Source organism: Bacillus sp. FJAT-28004 (assembly GCF_001280845.1).
In the GTDB taxonomy this organism is placed as follows: Bacteria; Bacillota; Bacilli; order Paenibacillales; family Paenibacillaceae; genus Pristimantibacillus.
The window spans coordinates 3,084,467-3,101,829 of record NZ_LGHP01000001.1 but is presented as its reverse complement, the minus strand read 5'-3'; the positions used below and the strand labels follow the sequence as shown (position 1 = coordinate 3,101,829).

Genomic DNA, 17,363 nt, shown 5'->3' with positions numbered 1-17,363 from the left:
TTTCGTAATTAAATCTGATATTTAAAGGATGGGTACTGCATGAATCATTCAAAGCTTTGGTATTCAGGGCCGGCAGCCGGCTGGAAGCAAGGACTGCCGATAGGCAACGGAAGAATAGGCGCCGTCATTCACGGTGGCATTGAAAGTGAAACATGGAGCATGACGGAAATTACCTATTGGTCGGGTCAGGTAGAGCGTATTCAAGGAAGCGGAAACGCGAAAGCCAATCTGGAGCAGATGAGAGAGCAATTTTTCAAGGGGAATTATAATGAGGGTGACAGACTGGCTAAGCAAGCGCTGCAGCCTAAGAAACAAAACTTCGGTACAAACCTGTCTGTCTGCGATATCTCTCTGCGCTTCGAACAGCAAGGGGAAGACCTGGTACGCGAGCTAAGCTTGGAAAATGCGATCGCGCAGGTTTCCTATACAAGCTCCGGCAATAAGATTACCCGTGAAACGTTCGCCACGCATGCCGACGGCATTGTCGTATCGCGTATGAAGAGTGAGCAAGCTGGGGCGATATCCTTCTCGCTGAACATACAAGGGCGCACAGGAGATTTTGCAACGACGGTTACGAATAACGACACACTCGAGTTTCGCGGCCAAGCAACGGAAGAAGTGCACAGCAACGGGAAGTGCGGGGTATTTTGCGAGGGCAAGGTAAAGGTTGTTGCTGTGGGCGGCATCGTCCAAACCGGCGATAATGAAATCATTGTATCGCATGCGGATGAGGCATATATATATTTCGCCATGAATACGGATTATGGCAGGACAGATGAGGAATGGGCTTCGGAATGTCATGTGCAGGTCGAGGCGGCAATTGCCAAGGGATATGAGCGCTTGAAAGAGGATCACATTGCGGATTATCGCGATTTGTATGCTCGAGTGGCAATTGATTTAGGCGATACGGCGAGCGCGAAGCTTCCAACAGACGAGCGAATGAAGCATTTTCGGAATGGGCAGTATGATGATTCTGATTTAGTGGCATTGTTTTTCCAATACGGCCGCTATTTGACGATTGCCGGCTCGCGCGAGGATTCGCCGCTGCCGCTCCATTTGCAAGGCATTTGGAACGACGGAGAAGCGAATAGCATGGCTTGGAGCTGTGATTACCATCTGGACGTCAATACGGAGATGAACTATTACCCGACGGAAATAAGCAACTTGGCCGAATGCCATGTTCCTTTGATGAACTATATTGAACGCTTATCTGTCGCGGGCAGGCAAGCGGCTCAGGATTTCTACGGAAGCGAGGGCTGGGTGGCGCATGTATTCTCGAACGCTTGGGGCTTCTCGGCTCCGGGCTGGGAAACGGGCTGGGGTCTTAATGTAACGGGCGGATTATGGATTGCGACTCATTTGAAGGAGCATTATGAGTATGGGCTTGATCATCAGTTTTTAACGAAGCAAGCCTATCCGGTTATGAAGGAAGCGGCCGTTTTCTTCCTCGACTATATGACGGTGCATTCGGGCAATGGCTGGCTCGTAACTGGACCGTCGAACTCGCCCGAGAACAGCTTTTATACGAGCAACCGCGAGGAAGGCGCGCAGCAGCTGTCGATGGGCTCGACGATGGATCAGGTGCTGGTGCGGGATTTGTTCACCTTCTGTCTAGAGACTGCCGAGCTGCTGCAAACGGATCCGGAGCTTCAGGAGAAGCTGAAGCAAGCGATAGCGCTGCTGCCGCCGCTCATGATCGGGAAGAAGGGACAGCTGCAGGAATGGCTCGAGGATTATGAGGAAGCCCAGCCGGAGCATCGTCATCTAGCGCATCTCTTCGCCTTATATCCAGGCAATCAGATTACGCCGAGGCAAACGCCTGAACTAAGCGCTGCCGCTAAGGAAACGCTGCTGGGCCGAATGCAGACCGATGAACTTGAGGATATTGAATTTACAGCTGCACTGTTCGCTACCGGCTTTTCCAGATTGCATGACGGTGACCGTGCACTGCGGCATATCACCCATCTGATCGGGGAGCTGTGCTTCGATAATATGCTGACGTATTCCAAGGCGGGAGTTGCCGGAGCAGAGACGAATATTTTCGTCATTGACGGCAATTACGGTGGAACAGCGGCTGTGGCCGATTTGCTCCTGCAAAGCCATGCGGGTGAAATCCATTTGCTGCCGGCGCTCCCGAGTGTTTTGTCCAAGGGCTCATATAAGGGACTGCGGGTAAAAGGAAATGCGGAGGTTGACGCCGCTTGGGAGAATGGTGTGCTGACGGAAGCGACCATCCGGGCGTTTTCGGCGGGTGATACAATCGTGCGATTCGGCGAGCAAGCCGTGCCGCTTACGCTTATTCCCGGCCATGTCTATAGGTTCGGCAAAGACCTGCAGGTTCTGGAAAAGCAAGAAGCAGGCATGTAATTAACCATATAAAAGAAAAAGACAACTACTTGACTGTTAATAGTAGTTGTCTTTTCGTATCATTAGGTTATTATGGATGAGCGAAGCTTTTTTTTAAGCGTTTTAAGTGCTGCTCTTATTATGTAAGCGCTATTATTTCAGAGAGGTGGGTTGGCCGTGCCAAAGTACTCCACCATATTTCGAAAGTTTCTCCTATCCTATCTTATTATTCTGATCATTCCAAGCATAGCGGGCTTCGTTTCCTATCGCACTTCAATTGCGGTAACACAATCCATCTCCATTGAAAATAGCGTCACGCAGCTGCAGCGAAGCCAAGAGATTTTGGAGAGAAGAATGGATGAGGTCGAGGGCTTTACTAGGCAGCTTGCCTTAAACGTCGATTTAAATAAATTGATGAACGAGAAGAAAACAGGCGATGAAGTCAATGTGTACGGCATTTGGAGCATGGTGAAGCAGGTAACGCCATTCAGCCAGACCAACGATTTTTTGCAAAACTATTTTATCTACTTAAATAATTATGACGTGATCTTCACGCAGGGCTCGGCCTACTTCAGGCCCGAGCATTATTACCAGAACTTCCGCTATAACGATCTTTCGCTCGAGGAGTGGAAGAAGTCGGTGCTGGACAAAACGCACCGCAGCGAAATTATGCCGCTTCGCTCCTTTACGAGTAACACAAAGAAGACGTCGGTCGTAACGTATATGCAGTCTCTTCCGCTGGACAGCTTCAGCGGCTCGTCCCCGGCTACCGTCGTTGTCATCATTGATGAAGAAAACATATCGAGCCTGTTGGCAGGATTTGAGGACCGGTACGGCGGCTGGGCCCATATTAGCGATGCGCAGGGAAATACAGTTGGACTACGGGGAATTAGCGATGCCGCTGCCAAAAAACTGTCTTCGGATGCTCGGCTCGGACAGGATAAGGTCAGCCAGTTCTATAACGACGACCTCGTTATCACCATTCATTCCGAACAAAACGGCTGGACCTATAGAGCGGGAATTCCTAGGCAGGTGCTGATGGAAAACGCGAATCAAATTAAATATATTACGTGGCTTGTGACGGGCGCCGCTTTGCTGCTCGGACTTCTGGCTGGCCTGCTGCTGTCTTACCGAAACAGCGCGCCAATCAATCGGCTGCTTACGGTCATGAAAGAGCAGTTCGGCAAGGATGGGATTACGGTTCGGAATGAGTACGACTTTCTGCATGGTAACATATCGAGCATCATGACGAGCAACCGGCATCTTGAGAATGAATTAAAACGCCAGCTTCCGCTGGTAAGAGACGGCTTCTTGAAACGGCTCGTTGCCGGGGATTTCCAGACCTCGGAGGAAATTTCCGCTGCCGCGGCGCAGGCCGACACGAGCTTCGAAACGAATGAGGGATACGTTGGCATTTTGCAGATCAACGGCTATTCCGGCATGGACAGTGTCGAAATTTTGAATGAGCTGTATGCCGCGAGGCTGATTTTGAAGCAGACGTTATCCGATCTGGACAGCCGGCTTCATATGACGGATCTCGGGTCGGACCGAATCGTCACCATCTTTACGACGAAGGAAGGGGACTTGGGGTTCGAGGAAACCAGGCAGAGAATGGAAGTTACGCTCGAGAAGCTGGCCGAAATCGCATATGCGGAGTACAAAATTTCGATCACGGCAGCGTTCGGGGACGCCTTCCTGGCGATTATCGACGTGAGCCATTCTTATGAGCAAGCGAAGCAAACGATGGAATATGCCGAATATAACAGCAAGACGAGCTTCGTATGGTTTAGCGACTCCAGGCCGGAGACGGCTACTTATTACTATCCGATGGACATTGAGCAGCGGTTGATCAGCACGATTCGCGCTGGCGAGCCGGACGAGGCGAAGCGGATGGTTCTGTCCGTTATGGAGAAAAACATGGAAAACCAGCAGCTATCCGTCGAGATGAAGCAGCAGCTGGTTGGTGAGCTGAAGGGTACGCTGCTCAAATTGCTCGATCAGAAGGCGTTTATGGAATCAGAGCTGCTGCATTCGTTAAAAAACCAAATCATCGGCATTCAAGCGTCCAACGCCATAGGCGTGATACAGGATGAAATCGTCGAAATCGTGGAAGCGTTATGCAGCGTGATCAACAGCAAAAAGAATCATGCCCATATTCAAACCGTCGAGGAAATCAAAAAATTTATTGCCGAGGCCTATGGCGACTCCGAGCTGACCTTATACCGAATTGCGGAAAAAGTGGAGCGGCCGGAGAAATACATCTCGCAATTGTTCAAGGAGGTAACGGATATTAACGTATCCGACTACTTGGAGATGATTAGAATCGAGCAAGCTACCGCCCTGCTGAGAACGAATGCTTGCACCGTCGATGAGATTGCGGCCCGCGTAGGGTATAACAGCTCACATTCCTTCCGTAGAGCCTTCAAGCGGGTGATGGGTGTTGCGCCGAGCTCTTATCGGCAATCGATCAAAATTTAAGCGTCCGGCCGCGCAGCAGACAGGGGGAGGATTAGGTTGAAAAAAAGAATCGCTGGCTTATCGGCGCTTATATTGATTATCAGCCTGCTGCTGGCCGCGTGCTCGCAGAGCAACGGGCCGTCTGAAACGGGTGAGGCGGACGCCTCGGCGAATTCGGCGGGCTCCCCGGGCGCGCCGGTTGAGATTAAAGTGTTCGCCCAGCAGGATTCCAGCATCGATTTGAAGAGCAATGATTTTACGAAATTACTGGAGAACAAGTTTAACGCGAAGTTTAACTGGGACATTATTTCGATGGACGGTGCCAAGGAGAAACGGCAAATTTCGCTTGCGAGCGGCGATTTTCCCGATGCCTACCTGTTAACGGCCTACATCGACCAGTTTTCGCAATCCGATCTGTTGAAATATGGCAAGCAAGGCGTATTTCTGCCGCTTAACGAGCTCATTGACCAATTTGCGCCTAACATTAAAACGGCCATGGAGAAGGAGCCTCTGCTTAAAGCTTTGAATACGGCGCCTGACGGCAATATTTACGGACTTGTCGCCTACAGCCAATGCTTCCACTGCTCCTACCCGAACAAAATGTGGGTGAACACGAAGTGGTTGGAGCAATTGGGGCTGGACATGCCCAAGACGACAGCCGAATTCACAACGATGCTAAGAGCCTTCAAGCATAACGACCCGAATCAAAACGGCGTGCAGGACGAAGTACCGCTGAGCGGTTCGATGGAGGATTTTGGCGTTCATATCATTCCTTATCTAATGAACGGATTCATTTACGACGATGACCGCAATTATTTGTATATGAACAACGGCAAGGTGGATACGGCGGCTAACAAGCCGCAGTGGAAGGAAGGCATCGCCTACATCAAGTCGCTGTATGACGAGGGCTTAATTGATCCGGGAGCGTTTATTCAAAATGCGGAAGCGCTGAAAAAAGCCGGAGACAACGCGGATACGGAAATCATTGGTGCCGCCGCTAGCATGCACCCCGCTATTTTCGTGAGCGAACGCACAAAGGACTATGCACCGCTGCCGCCGCTGGCGGGGCCCTATGCCTCTTATGCAACTTTTGCCGTCGGCGGCTTGCAGCCGGGCGCTAAATTCGTCATTACGAATAAAGCGAGCAGGGAAGCGCAAATCGCTCTGATCCGAATGGTGGATTACATGTACACACCAGAAGGACAAACCATATCGCAATCGGGACTTGAGGGCGTCGGCTGGAGAAAGCCGATTGCGGGCGAAGAAGCACTTGGCGAAGGGATCGAACCGAATTTCGCGACATTAATTCCAATTGAGAATGCAGTGCCAACGAATTCCGGCTGGAGCGGGATGGCGCATTTTTATATGCCAAGAGAATACCGCGAAAGCTGGGTTGCAGGCAAAGACATTTACGCGCCTGACGGATATGAACGAAGGCTCATTGAAGCGACGCTGCTATACGAAGGTCATGAACCGGCGGAAGTATTCCCGGTCTGGACCACTTGGGTTGATCCGGCGCTAACCGACGAAGCAGGCATGCTTCATACGAACCTGATCAATTATATCAATCAAAGCACTCTGCAATTCATTACTGGCAACTTGGATTTGGATAAAGATTGGACAAGCTATGTGAGCAGGCTGGAAAATATGCAGATCGGCCGGTTTATTGAAATCATGCAAAAAGCGTATGACCAATCGAGAAATAATAACAATCAGTAAGAAAGAACCCGAAGGAGAATTTTCATTCTATTTTGAATGAGAATTCGCCTTTTATTTTTGCGCGGATACCCTGAATACGAGCATAGGGGTGCGGAAGTAGATAAACCGCGATAATACTGGACGTACAGAGAAGAAATGTCCCCCCTTGCAGAGGGAGAATGTACGTAAAAATGACCAATTGTACCTACACAACGACAGATGAAGTGGATTATTATTGGCCTCAAGAAAGCGCTAACACAAACAGGGGAAACATAATAGGAGGGATCGTTCTGCTGCAGCAAACAACAAGAAAAGATCAACAGATTAAGAACATGTATTCAATCAAGAACGGGTATGGGAGGCAAGCGGCCAAGAGTTTGCGGTCGCATTGGCAGCTCTATTTGCTCGTCATTCCGCCGCTGCTATACTTCCTCATTTTTAAATACTTTCCGATGATCAATGCAGTTCTGGCATTTAAGGACTATAACGTCGTAAAGGGAATCTGGGGCAGCCCTTGGGTCGGGTTTAAATATTTTAGACTGTTTTTCGAAAATCCTATTTTCTGGACACTTATCAAAAATACGCTGCTTCTGAGTTTCTATCAGCTGCTGGCAGGTTTTCCGATTCCGATTCTGCTGGCGCTCATGCTGAACGAGATACGAAACGGCCGTTTCAAGCGGTTCATTCAACTTGTCACATTCGCCCCGTATTTTATTTCCACTGTCGTTATGGTGTCCATGATTATGCTTTTTTTGGCGCCACGGCTTGGTTTTGTTAATATCGCGCTCCAATACTTCGGTTTTGAGCCGGTCAACTTTCTGGGCGAGCCCGACATGTTCCGTTCGATTTATGTATGGTCGGACATTTGGCAGACGGCTGGATACGCAGCGGTTATCTATCTTGCGGCGCTCGCTGGCATAGATCCGACACTGTACGAGGCTGCCAAAGTGGACGGAGCGTCGCGCTTTCAGAAAATCTGGCATGTCGATTTGCCCGGTATCCTTCCGACTATAACCATTATCCTGATTCTGAACGTAGGCAACATCATGTCGATCGGCTTCGAGAAAATTTATTTGCTACAAAACTCGCTTAACCTGCCTTCGTCAGAGGTCATCGCCACTTATGTGTACAGCATGGGCCTGCTGAATGCGAACTATAGCTTTGCTACGGCAGTCGGCTTGTTGAATTCCGTAATCAATCTCATCCTTCTGGTTGCGGTAAACAGCTTCGCAAAACGAATTTCGAATAACAGCATCTGGTAATTTAGGGGGAATTGTATATGGCTATTTCATCGACGGTACCCAAAAGCAAAATAAGGGAGTCGGCCGGCGACAGAATTTTAATTTTTGCGATCTATGTCATTTTGAGCCTCGTGCTCGTTGCCGTTTTGTATCCGCTCATCTACATTGTCAGCAGCTCGATTAGCAGTCCGGCAGCTGTCGTATCCGGAAAGGTTTGGCTTTGGCCGGTAGACATTTCGTTTCGGGGCTTCCAAACGATAATGAAGACGCCGCTAATCATGACTGGTTACGGAAATTCCTTGTTCTATATGTCGGTTGGAACGATCATCAGCGTAACGCTGACAGTTATGCTGGCTTATCCACTTTCAAGAAAATCGTTTTTTGGCCGAAAGGGCATCTTGATGATGATCATGTTTACGATGCTGTTCAGCGGGGGACTCATTCCGACTTATCTTGTCGTTAAGGAGATGGGAATGATCGATTCCCGCCTGGCTTTGCTCATTCCGAACGCAATCTGGGTATGGCAGGTCATCATTGCGCGCTCATTCTTTCAATCCACGATTCCAAGTGAGCTGGTCGAAGCGAGTGAAATCGACGGGTGCAGCGATTGGCGTTTTCTTGGCAGCGTCGTAATTCCTTTGTCGAAGCCGATTTTGGCCGTGCTTCTCCTGATGTATGCCGTTGGACAATGGAATTCGTATTTCGATGCGCTTATCTATTTGAAATCCGACAAGCTATATCCGCTTCAGCTTGTGCTGAGGAGCATTATCATTCAGAACAACAGCGCGGGAGCCATGGATCTAAGCGTACAAATACAAAGGGCTCAGCTCGCTGAGCTGCTCAAATATTCGTTAATCGTCGTGGCTACACTTCCGGTTCTGATCATCTATCCGTTCGTGCAGCGCTATTTCGTTCAGGGCATGCTAGTCGGCTCTGTCAAAGGCTAATTGACGGCGATTCCGAGCTATCGGAAAAAGGAGGTGGGGGTTATGTAAGCATTTGAGAAGTGCGTTCATGTTTCTATGTGGTAAGCCTGCAGGAAACAGCTATACAATATCTAATTATGCTTAGGGGGCAAAATGAAATGAAAAAGTTTAGCTGGAGTTTGATGTCGCTCATTCTCATAATGGTCATGGTGCTTTCAGCTTGTTCAAGTGATAATGGAAAATCGGGTTCGAATAATGGGTCGCCTGAGGGGAACACATCAGGATCGGCAGCGGATACCCCGTCGAAACCAGTAGAGATCAGCGTGTTTGCCGTTCAAGAGCAGGGCATCGACCTGCCGACCAACAAGTTCACGAAGCATGTACAGGACATGTTCAATATTAAATTTAATTTCGAATTGGTTCCTTCGGACGGCGCGAAGGAGAAACGCCAGATTTCCCTTGCAAGTGGAGATTATCCAGATGCGTACATTTTGACTCATTATATCGATCAGTTTTCGCAAGCCGACTTGCTGAAATTCGGGCAGCAGGGAGTCATCGTTCCATTAAATGATCTCATTGATAAGTATGCGCCGAACATTAAAGCCGCCATGGAGTCCAATTCGGATCTGAAGACGCTGAATACAGCTCCGGATGGCAAGATTTACAGTCTAGTGGCTTATACACAGTGCTTCCACTGCTCCTATCCGAACAAAATGTGGATCAACACGGAATGGCTGGATAAGTTGAAGCTGGATATGCCGAAAACGCCAGAAGATTTCAAAAATGTCCTGAAAGCGTTTAAAACGCAGGATCCGAACGGTAACGGCAAAGCGGACGAAGTGGCGCTGAGCGGTTCGACGGAAGAATTTGGCGTGCGCGTCCTTCCATTTCTTATGAGCGGCTTCGTATACAACGACGATAGAAACTATTTGAACATGTCAAGCGGTAAGGTTGAATCCGCTGCCATCAAACCGGAATGGAAAGAGGGCCTCGCTTACGTCAAGTCGCTTTATGACGAAGGGTTGATCGATCCGGGTGCGTTTACGCAAAACGCCGAGGCGTTCAAGAAAATCGGCGAAAATGCGGATGCTGAAATTTTGGGTGCCGGCGCAGGCATGCATCCGGCAATCTTCATTGATCTGGCTGGTCCGCGTTCTGCCAAATATAATCCGGTACCTCCGCTTCAAGGGCCAAACGGAGCACTCGCTACGCATGACAACGGTGGTGTTTCTCCAGGCGGGAAATTCGTCATCACGAACAAAGCAAGCGAAGAGGCACAGATCGCTCTGATCAAGCTTGCGGACTATATGTACACGGCTGAAGGCCAAACCAACGGCGGATCCGGCATGAAGGGCATCGATTGGGAAGATCCGGCGCCAGGCGACAAAGCTCTCGGCGAGGGCGTTGAGCCTAAGGTTAAAACGATTCCGGGCAAAGAGGGCGAAGAGCCGAGGAATGCAGGGTGGTCCGGTATGGGTCACTTCTATATGCCGAAGGAGTATCGGGACAGCTGGGTACAAGGGACGGACATTTACGATTCGGCTAACTACGAGCGCAGGCTTTATGCAGCGACGAAGCTGTACGAAGGCAACGAACCGAAGGAGCTGTTCCCGTTCTGGTCGATCTGGGTAGATCCGGCGCAAAGCGACGAGATGAGCATGCTGCAGACGAACATCCGCAATTATATCGAGCAAAGCTCGCTTCAATTCGTAACGGGCAACAAGGATCTGGACAAAGACTGGGACAGCTACGTTAAAGGCTTGAAAGACCTGAAGCTTGACCGTTACCTTGAAATTCTGCAATCTGCTTACGACGCATCGGCACAATCTTAGATAGAGATCACATTCGGGCGCTTCCTATGAAGCGTCCGATTCTCTTGGTCTCACGGCGCGCCAGGAGCAATGGAAATCCAATGAATGAGGTGAACACAATGAACATTCCACACACCGTCATCCGTTTGGCCGAATTCGGGGGCAGGCCGGATTCGGGGGAAGACACGGCGGCTGCGATGCGCAGGGCGATCGAAGAAGCGGTAAGAATCGCGGGTCCCGTCGTTCTGTCATGCGAGAGGGGACGGTACGATTTCTATCCCACGCACGCAACAAAGGCGAAATACTATATTTCCAATACGGCAAGCTTCGATGAAAACCCCGACGTAACGAAGACGATCGGCATTCTTCTGCAAGGATTGCGGAACGTGACCCTCGACGGCAACGGATCGTTGTTCGTCTTCCATGGCAAACAGACGATGATCGTTGTCGACGGCTGCGAGGAGGTGGCCATCCGCAACCTTCGTCTGGATTACGAGCAGCCCACGGTTGCCGAGATGACGGTCGAAGGAATAGGAGCCGGCTTCCTTGACGTAGCTGTCCATAAGGACAGCCGATACGAAGCGGATAACGGGGCGGTCACTTGGGTGGGTGAAGGGTGGCGCTTTCGGGACGGCCCGATGCAGGAGTATGATCCGTTGACGGATACGACCTGGCGTATCGACAACGCCGTGGCTGCGGCTGCCCGCGTAGAGGAGAGGGAACCCGGAAGGCTCAGGCTGTTTTTTGATGCCGGACGTATGCCGCCGACGGCCGTCGGGCGCGTCCTCCAGACAAGGGACGGCATTCGGGATCAGGTCGGCGCGCTCGTCATCCGCAGCCGCAAGGTCGAATGGAGCGACATGGGCGTGCATTTCATGCATGGCCTAGGTCTCGTATGCCAATTCAGCGAGGATGTCTCCTTCGAGCGGATGGAGCTGGCACCACGTCCGGAAACGGGCCGCACGGTTGCGGCTTTTGCCGATTTCATTCATGTATCGGGCTGCCGGGGTCTTATCCGGGTGGCGGACAGCCGATTTGCCGGCGCACACGATGATGTCATTAACGTGCACGGCACTTATTTGCGCGTAGCGGGAAAGCCTTCGGCGGACGAGGTGCTGCTCCGGTTTATGCATCCGCAAAGCTACGGCTTTCCCGCGTTTTTTCCAGGGGATTGCATCGAATTTATACGTTCCGAATCGCTTGCGGCCTATGCGGAAGCCGTCGTAATCGAGGCGGCGCTCGTCGACCCGCATGTCATGCGGATTAAGCTGGACAGGGACGTGCCGGAGGCATTGCGAGGCGACGATGTCGTGGAGAATGTGACATGGACGCCCGAGGTGGAAATCGTAAATAACCGGATGGCCCGCATACCGACCCGCGGCGTTTTGGTGACGACGCGCGGAAGAGCGCTGATCGAGGGCAACCGGTTCGAGCGGATGACCATGAGCGCGGTACTGGTCGCGGGCGACGCCGGAAGCTGGTACGAGTCCGGCAGCGTGGATAACCTGACCATACGCGACAATACGTTCGTCGAGTGCGGAGGCGCGGATCACGCGGTTATCGCCATTTCCCCGGAGAATTCGGAAGCGGAGGAAGAGCAATATGTTCATGCCCGTATCGTTATTGAGGGCAACCGGTTCGAGATGCGGGACGCTCCTTTGCTGGAAGCAAGGAGCGTGGAACATTTGACATTCGTGGACAATCAGATCGTCCTGCCCGGCAAGCTAAAGGAAGCCGGAGCAACGATCCGGCTGACAGCTTGCGACGATGTGTCCGTAACCGGCAACCGCTACTCCTAGGCGGTAAAGGTACGCCGAAGCGCGGATTGCCCCCTCAAATATGGGTAATTGTACGTAAAACGGAAAAATGTACCTATAAGATCGCTAGGGAATTCTACTATTATCGATTTATGGTAAGCGCTATCATTTGACAGTCGGCATGTTGCTAAAGGAGGGAGTTAACGAATAACAAAAGTGAATAACCAAATGAGTTTCCAAATGAGTAACCAAATGAATAACAAAAAGGAGATGAAAAGTTTGGGCAGTTGGATGAGGAAGACGCGAATTTATTTATTGGCATTTATTGTATTGGCAGCGCAGCTGGGCACAGTCGCACCGGGAGGCGAAGTAGCGGAGGCGGCCAAGAAAGAAATAGCGGCTAAGCCGTATATGGGCTGGAGCAGCTATAGCATGCAGGTTTGGGAATCTACTAATGGCGGCAACGGAGGCAAGTGGATTACCGCCGAACAGATTAAAGCACAATCGGATGCGATGCATGAGAAGCTGCAGCCATACGGCTATGAATACATCAATGTGGATGCGGCTTGGAACGGGGGAATGGACGGTTACGGCCGGCCGATTCCGAGCACGACGCTTTTTCCTGACGGACTGCAGGAGGTCATCGACTACGTTCATGCGAACGGGCAGAAGTTCGGCCTGTACACCATTCCAGGCTTGTCGCAGGAGGCCTATGATCAGGATTTGCCCATCTACAACGCACCAGGCTGTTCGATGAAGGATATCGGCGACCCCACGAAAGAGTCGGACTCATGGGGCTTTGGCTACAAAATGGATTTCTCCAATGCGTGCGCGCAAAAATACATAGACTCCATCGCCGATCTCTATGCCGAGTGGGGCGTCGACTTTCTGAAGTTCGACAGCGTCACGCCGGGGTCGGGCATCTCCGACCTTTCTCTGGATTCGAGGGATGACGTAAAAGCCTGGTCGCAGGCGCTTGAGCCGCATGATATCTGGCTGGAGCTGTCCTGGGCGCTCGACATCAAATATATCGACCACTGGAAGGAATATTCGAACGGCTGGCGCGTTGATTGGGATATCGAATGTTATTGCGCGGGAGCTTTAACGAACTGGAGCAGTGTCGTCAGGCTCTTTCCGAAAGCAGAGAAGTTTTGGCGCCATGCTGGTCCCGGCGGCTGGAACGATTTCGACTCGCTGAACATCGGTAACGGGGCGATGGACGGCATTACGCCGGACGAACGCAAGACGGCGATGTCGTTCTGGGCTTTGTCGTCGGCGCAGCTATATATCGGCAACGATATGACCCGACTGGATGACTACGGTCTGGAATTGCTCACGAACGAAGAGGTCATCGCCGTCAATCAGGCCGGCCGCCCGGGGCATCCGGTGTCGACCGATACCGAGCAACAGGTGTGGTATGCGAATAACGGCGACGGAAGCTATACAGTCGGACTTTTTAACCTCGGAAGCTCTGCTGCGACGGTTAACGTCAATTGGAGCGATATCGGCTTGACTGGCCCGGCTACGGTTCGCGACCTATGGAGCCATGAGGATTTGGGCACTTTTAATACCGGCTATAGCTCGGTAGATTTGGCTTCGCATGGATCGCGTTTGTTCAAGGTAGTGGCGCTGGACGGAACGGCAGCCGCCAACGATGACGATACCGGCATGAAGTACACGGGCGCTTGGACGAGAAACGGCGGTCAAGAGCTAGCTGGAGACAAACAAAATTTAGTCATTGATGTAAGCGATGCCACGGCGCAAAACAGCACAATAAGCCCATCTACGGCAAGCTTCAATAAGAAGACCGAGGAGCAGGCGGATGTGACGACGGTTATGGCGCTTAATGACAATACGCTGAGCAGCATTTCGAACAATGGGTCAGCGCTGGCACCGGGTACGGATTATACGGTGTCCGATAATGAAGTGACCATCAAGAAAGAGTATTTGGCGGCAAGGCAGGAAGGCACGACCAATTTGAAGTTCACCTTCAGCGGGGGAGCTTCGCAGACGCTAGTCGTTACGATAAGCGATACGACGATAAGGGACAGCAAAGTTACACCGGGAACGGTCAACTTTGACAAGAAGTCTTCGGCCCAGGCCGACCTTTCGCTGACGACAGCGTTAAACGGCAATCAATTAACGGGGGTAGCGCTTAATGGAAATGCTTTGGCGCCAGGCACGGATTATACCGTATCAGGCAGCCAGCTGACGATTAAGAAGGCATTTCTTGTCGCGCTCGAGGCAGGAACGACGGTGTTGACATTTACCTTCGATGCGGGTGCGGAGCAGCATGTTTCACTTGTCGTAAGAGATTCATCCATTGGCGGCTCGATTTCCGTCAATGACGACGATACGTCTATCGTATATACGGGAGGCTGGAACCGCAGCAACAACCGCGGACTTGGCGATTATATGGACGACGTGCATTACGCCGAGGCGAACAATAACGATTTCTTTGAATATACGTTTACGGGAACGGGCATCGAATTCATTACCGAAATGGATCCCTCCCAGGGCGAAGTGGACATCTACGTGGATAACCAGTTCCAGCAAACCGTAAGCACCTACAATATCGGCAGATTAGCGCAGCAGCCGGTATTCAACGTAACCGGTCTCTCGAACGGTCCCCACACGCTCAAGGCGGTGAAGAAATCGGGGTACTTCCTGCTGCTGGATAAATTGCGGATCAGCGTGCCGGATTTGATTAGCGCGAACACAGGAGTATTTGACAAGGCTGCCGGACAGCAGGCTGACCTTACATTGACGACAACGGGCGACGGAAGCAGCCTGAGCGGCATTACGGGCAGCTCCGCAGCATTGGTTTCGGATACGGATTACACGGTTTCAGGTAATACGGTGACGATCAAGAAGGAATATCTTGCCGTCCAGCCGATTGGACCTTCTAGCCTGACCTTTGCTTTTAACGGGGGAGCGACTCAGACAATAGCTGTTGATGTTATCGATTCATTGGCGGCAAACAGCACGATTAACCCAGGCGCAGGAAGCTTCGATAAGAAAGCGGACCTGCAGGAAGACGTCACGACCACGATGACGCTTAACGGAAATACGCTTGTTGGCATTTCGAACGGCGCAGCAGCATTGCTGGACGGCACTGATTATATCGTAGCGGGTGACGAAGTGACGATCAAGAAAGGGTATCTGGCAACGTTGCCGACCGGTACAGCTAATTTGAGCTTTAGCTTCGATCACGGAGCCTCGCAGTCCTTGTCGATTGCGGTTAGCGATACAACTGGACAGAACAGCTCGATCAGCCCTAGTGCGCTTAGCTTTGACAAAAAAGCGTCCGCACAGGCCGATGTTACGACGAATGTTGCCTTTAACGGCAACAGCCTAAGCGGAGTTGACGACGGCGGTACCGCTCTTCAAGCAGGCGTCGACTACCAAGTATCGGGCAGCCAGCTTACGATCAAGAAGGAATATCTTTCGGCTAAACCAAACGGTATGGCCAATCTGACCTTGTCCTTCAGCGGCGGCGCCGCTCAGAACCTGACGATTGTGGTGAGCGATACGTCCAGAGGCCGCTATGTATCCATCAATAATGATGATAGCGAAATCTCGTATAAAGGCGCTTGGCAGCATGGCAGAAATAGGGGGTTTGGTGATTACAAGGATGATGTGCATTACACCGAGGCCAACAACGATTATTTTGAGTTTACGTTCGTGGGCACGGGCATTGAAGTGATTACAGAAAAGGATTCCTCGCAGGGCGATATCGACATCTATGTGGATAACGTGTTCAAGCAAACGATCAGTACGCACAATGCAAGCAGGCAGATTCTGCAAACCGTATACAGCATCGATGGGCTTTCCGAGGGGACGCATACCATTAAGGCTGTTAAGAAATCGGGCTATTACATGCTGCTGGATCAATTGAAATTCAAAACAGCGGATATGATCAGCCCCGATTCAGCCAGCTTTGACAAGACGGCACAGGCTGATGTGACGACAACGCTAGGCATTGACGGAAGCAACCTGCTTGGTATTGTGAATGGCGAGACCCCTCTTGCAGCGGGCAAGGATTACACGATATCTGGTAATGTGATTACAATCAAGAAGGAATACTTAGCGGTACAGCCGGATGGAGCAGTCAGCTTAGCGATCTCCTACAAAGGGGATTATCAAAATGATATCCACTATACGATGACGAATGACGACTTTTTGGAGTATACATTTACAGGAACAGGCATTGCATTGCTTGCGCCTAAGTCATCTTCGCAGGGCGACATCGCTATTTACGTAGACGGTGTGTTTAAGGAAACGGTAAGTGCATATAACGCGAGCAGGATCACACAGCAAGACGTTTACAGCATTTCCGGGCTGACAAACGGTGTCCATACGCTTAAGGCTGTGAAAAAATCCGGTGATTTTATGCGGATAGATGGTGTGAGGTTCACCGTAAATAGCGCAACATTGCCGACGCCAACGCCAACGCCGACACCAACACCGACGCCAACACCAACACCAACACCAACGACAGCGCCGACAGCGCCGCCAGCAGTAACGCCAGATGTAACACCAACGGCAGCACCGACAGCAGCGCCGGGTCTTTTGAATGACGCCTACATGAACGGCTATGGAGACGGCACCTTCAAGCCGGACAACAAAGTAACCCGCGCTGAGATCGCGGCTATGTTGTCCAGAGTCGTAAATCGCGAGAAGGCAGCGGCGGACATTGCTTACAGCGACGTTCGCAATTCCGATTGGGCGAAGGAGGCCATTTCGAATGTGACCAGAATGGGCTTGATGCAAGGCTACGCAAACGGCACATTCGGAGCTGGAAAATCGATTACGCGTGCCGAGATGGCCAAGCTTGTTTCTTCGATTATAGGCGACACTGAGAAAACAGGAACAGGCTTTACGGATATTTCGGGTCATTGGGCGTATACTGCTATTCTGAACGTGCAGGCTGCTGGAATCATTAGCGGCTATCAGGACGGTAGCTTTAAGCCGGATCATGCTTTGACGCGTGCCGAAGCGGCTAGTATCATCAACAAGGTGATTGGCAGAGAGAAGCCAAGCGGCGTAGGGCAATCTCCGTGGAGGGATGTACCTAGCACGCACTGGGCATTTGACGACATCTTGGCAGCTTCAATTAAATAATAG

At 51.1% G+C, this 17,363-nt stretch carries 8 protein-coding genes; all 8 read left to right on the top strand.

What is annotated here, in order from left to right; genetic code table 11:
* Positions 1-39: 39 nt before the first annotated feature.
* The 8 genes from AC787_RS13425 to AC787_RS13390 all read left to right on the top strand — a co-directional run bounded on the left by AC787_RS13425 (position 40) and on the right by AC787_RS13390 (position 17,360).
* Complete coding sequence (locus tag AC787_RS13425; protein WP_054025246.1) at positions 40-2,367, top strand: glycosyl hydrolase family 95 catalytic domain-containing protein; 2,328 nt, start codon at positions 40-42, stop codon at positions 2,365-2,367.
* A 156-nt stretch (positions 2,368-2,523) separates the two neighbouring features.
* Complete coding sequence (locus AC787_RS13420) at positions 2,524-4,824, top strand: AraC family transcriptional regulator (RefSeq protein ID WP_054025245.1); 2,301 nt, start codon at positions 2,524-2,526, stop codon at positions 4,822-4,824.
* A 36-nt stretch (positions 4,825-4,860) separates the two neighbouring features.
* A complete protein-coding gene (locus AC787_RS13415) occupies positions 4,861-6,522 on the top strand; it encodes an extracellular solute-binding protein (RefSeq protein WP_054025244.1) in 1,662 nt (553 codons plus the stop codon).
* A 311-nt stretch (positions 6,523-6,833) separates the two neighbouring features.
* The gene (locus AC787_RS13410; RefSeq protein WP_082360981.1) at positions 6,834-7,763 is read left to right on the top strand and encodes an ABC transporter permease; all 930 of its coding nucleotides are present in this window, start codon (positions 6,834-6,836) and stop codon (positions 7,761-7,763) included.
* Positions 7,764-7,780: 17 nt separating this feature from the next.
* Positions 7,781-8,689 carry a carbohydrate ABC transporter permease gene (locus AC787_RS13405; RefSeq protein ID WP_054025243.1) on the top strand — a complete coding sequence of 303 codons (909 nt, stop codon included), beginning with the start codon at positions 7,781-7,783 and terminating at the stop codon, positions 8,687-8,689.
* A 137-nt stretch (positions 8,690-8,826) separates the two neighbouring features.
* A complete protein-coding gene (locus AC787_RS13400) occupies positions 8,827-10,500 on the top strand; it encodes an extracellular solute-binding protein (protein ID WP_054025242.1) in 1,674 nt (557 codons plus the stop codon).
* 80 nt (positions 10,501-10,580) lie between these two features.
* Positions 10,581-12,278, top strand: a complete 1,698-nt coding sequence (locus AC787_RS13395) for a right-handed parallel beta-helix repeat-containing protein (protein WP_054025241.1) — start codon at positions 10,581-10,583, stop codon at positions 12,276-12,278.
* A 210-nt stretch (positions 12,279-12,488) separates the two neighbouring features.
* Positions 12,489-17,360: a X2-like carbohydrate binding domain-containing protein gene (locus AC787_RS13390; RefSeq protein ID WP_152970629.1), complete on the top strand. Its 4,872-nt coding sequence runs from the start codon at positions 12,489-12,491 to the stop codon at positions 17,358-17,360.
* The last annotated feature ends 3 nt before the right edge of the window (positions 17,361-17,363 follow it).

Bases quoted from the DNA above. Each gene is read 5' to 3' on its own strand.
- AC787_RS13425 (WP_054025246.1), top strand. From the start codon at position 40: ATGAATCATTCAAAGCTTTGGTATTCAGGGCCGGCAGCCGGCTGGAAG.
- AC787_RS13410 (WP_082360981.1), top strand. From the start codon at position 6,834: ATGTATTCAATCAAGAACGGGTATGGGAGGCAAGCGGCCAAGAGTTTG.
- AC787_RS13405 (WP_054025243.1), top strand. From the start codon at position 7,781: ATGGCTATTTCATCGACGGTACCCAAAAGCAAAATAAGGGAGTCGGCC.
- AC787_RS13400 (WP_054025242.1), top strand. From the start codon at position 8,827: ATGAAAAAGTTTAGCTGGAGTTTGATGTCGCTCATTCTCATAATGGTC.
- AC787_RS13395 (WP_054025241.1), top strand. From the start codon at position 10,581: ATGAATGAGGTGAACACAATGAACATTCCACACACCGTCATCCGTTTG.
- AC787_RS13390 (WP_152970629.1), top strand. From the start codon at position 12,489: ATGAATAACAAAAAGGAGATGAAAAGTTTGGGCAGTTGGATGAGGAAG.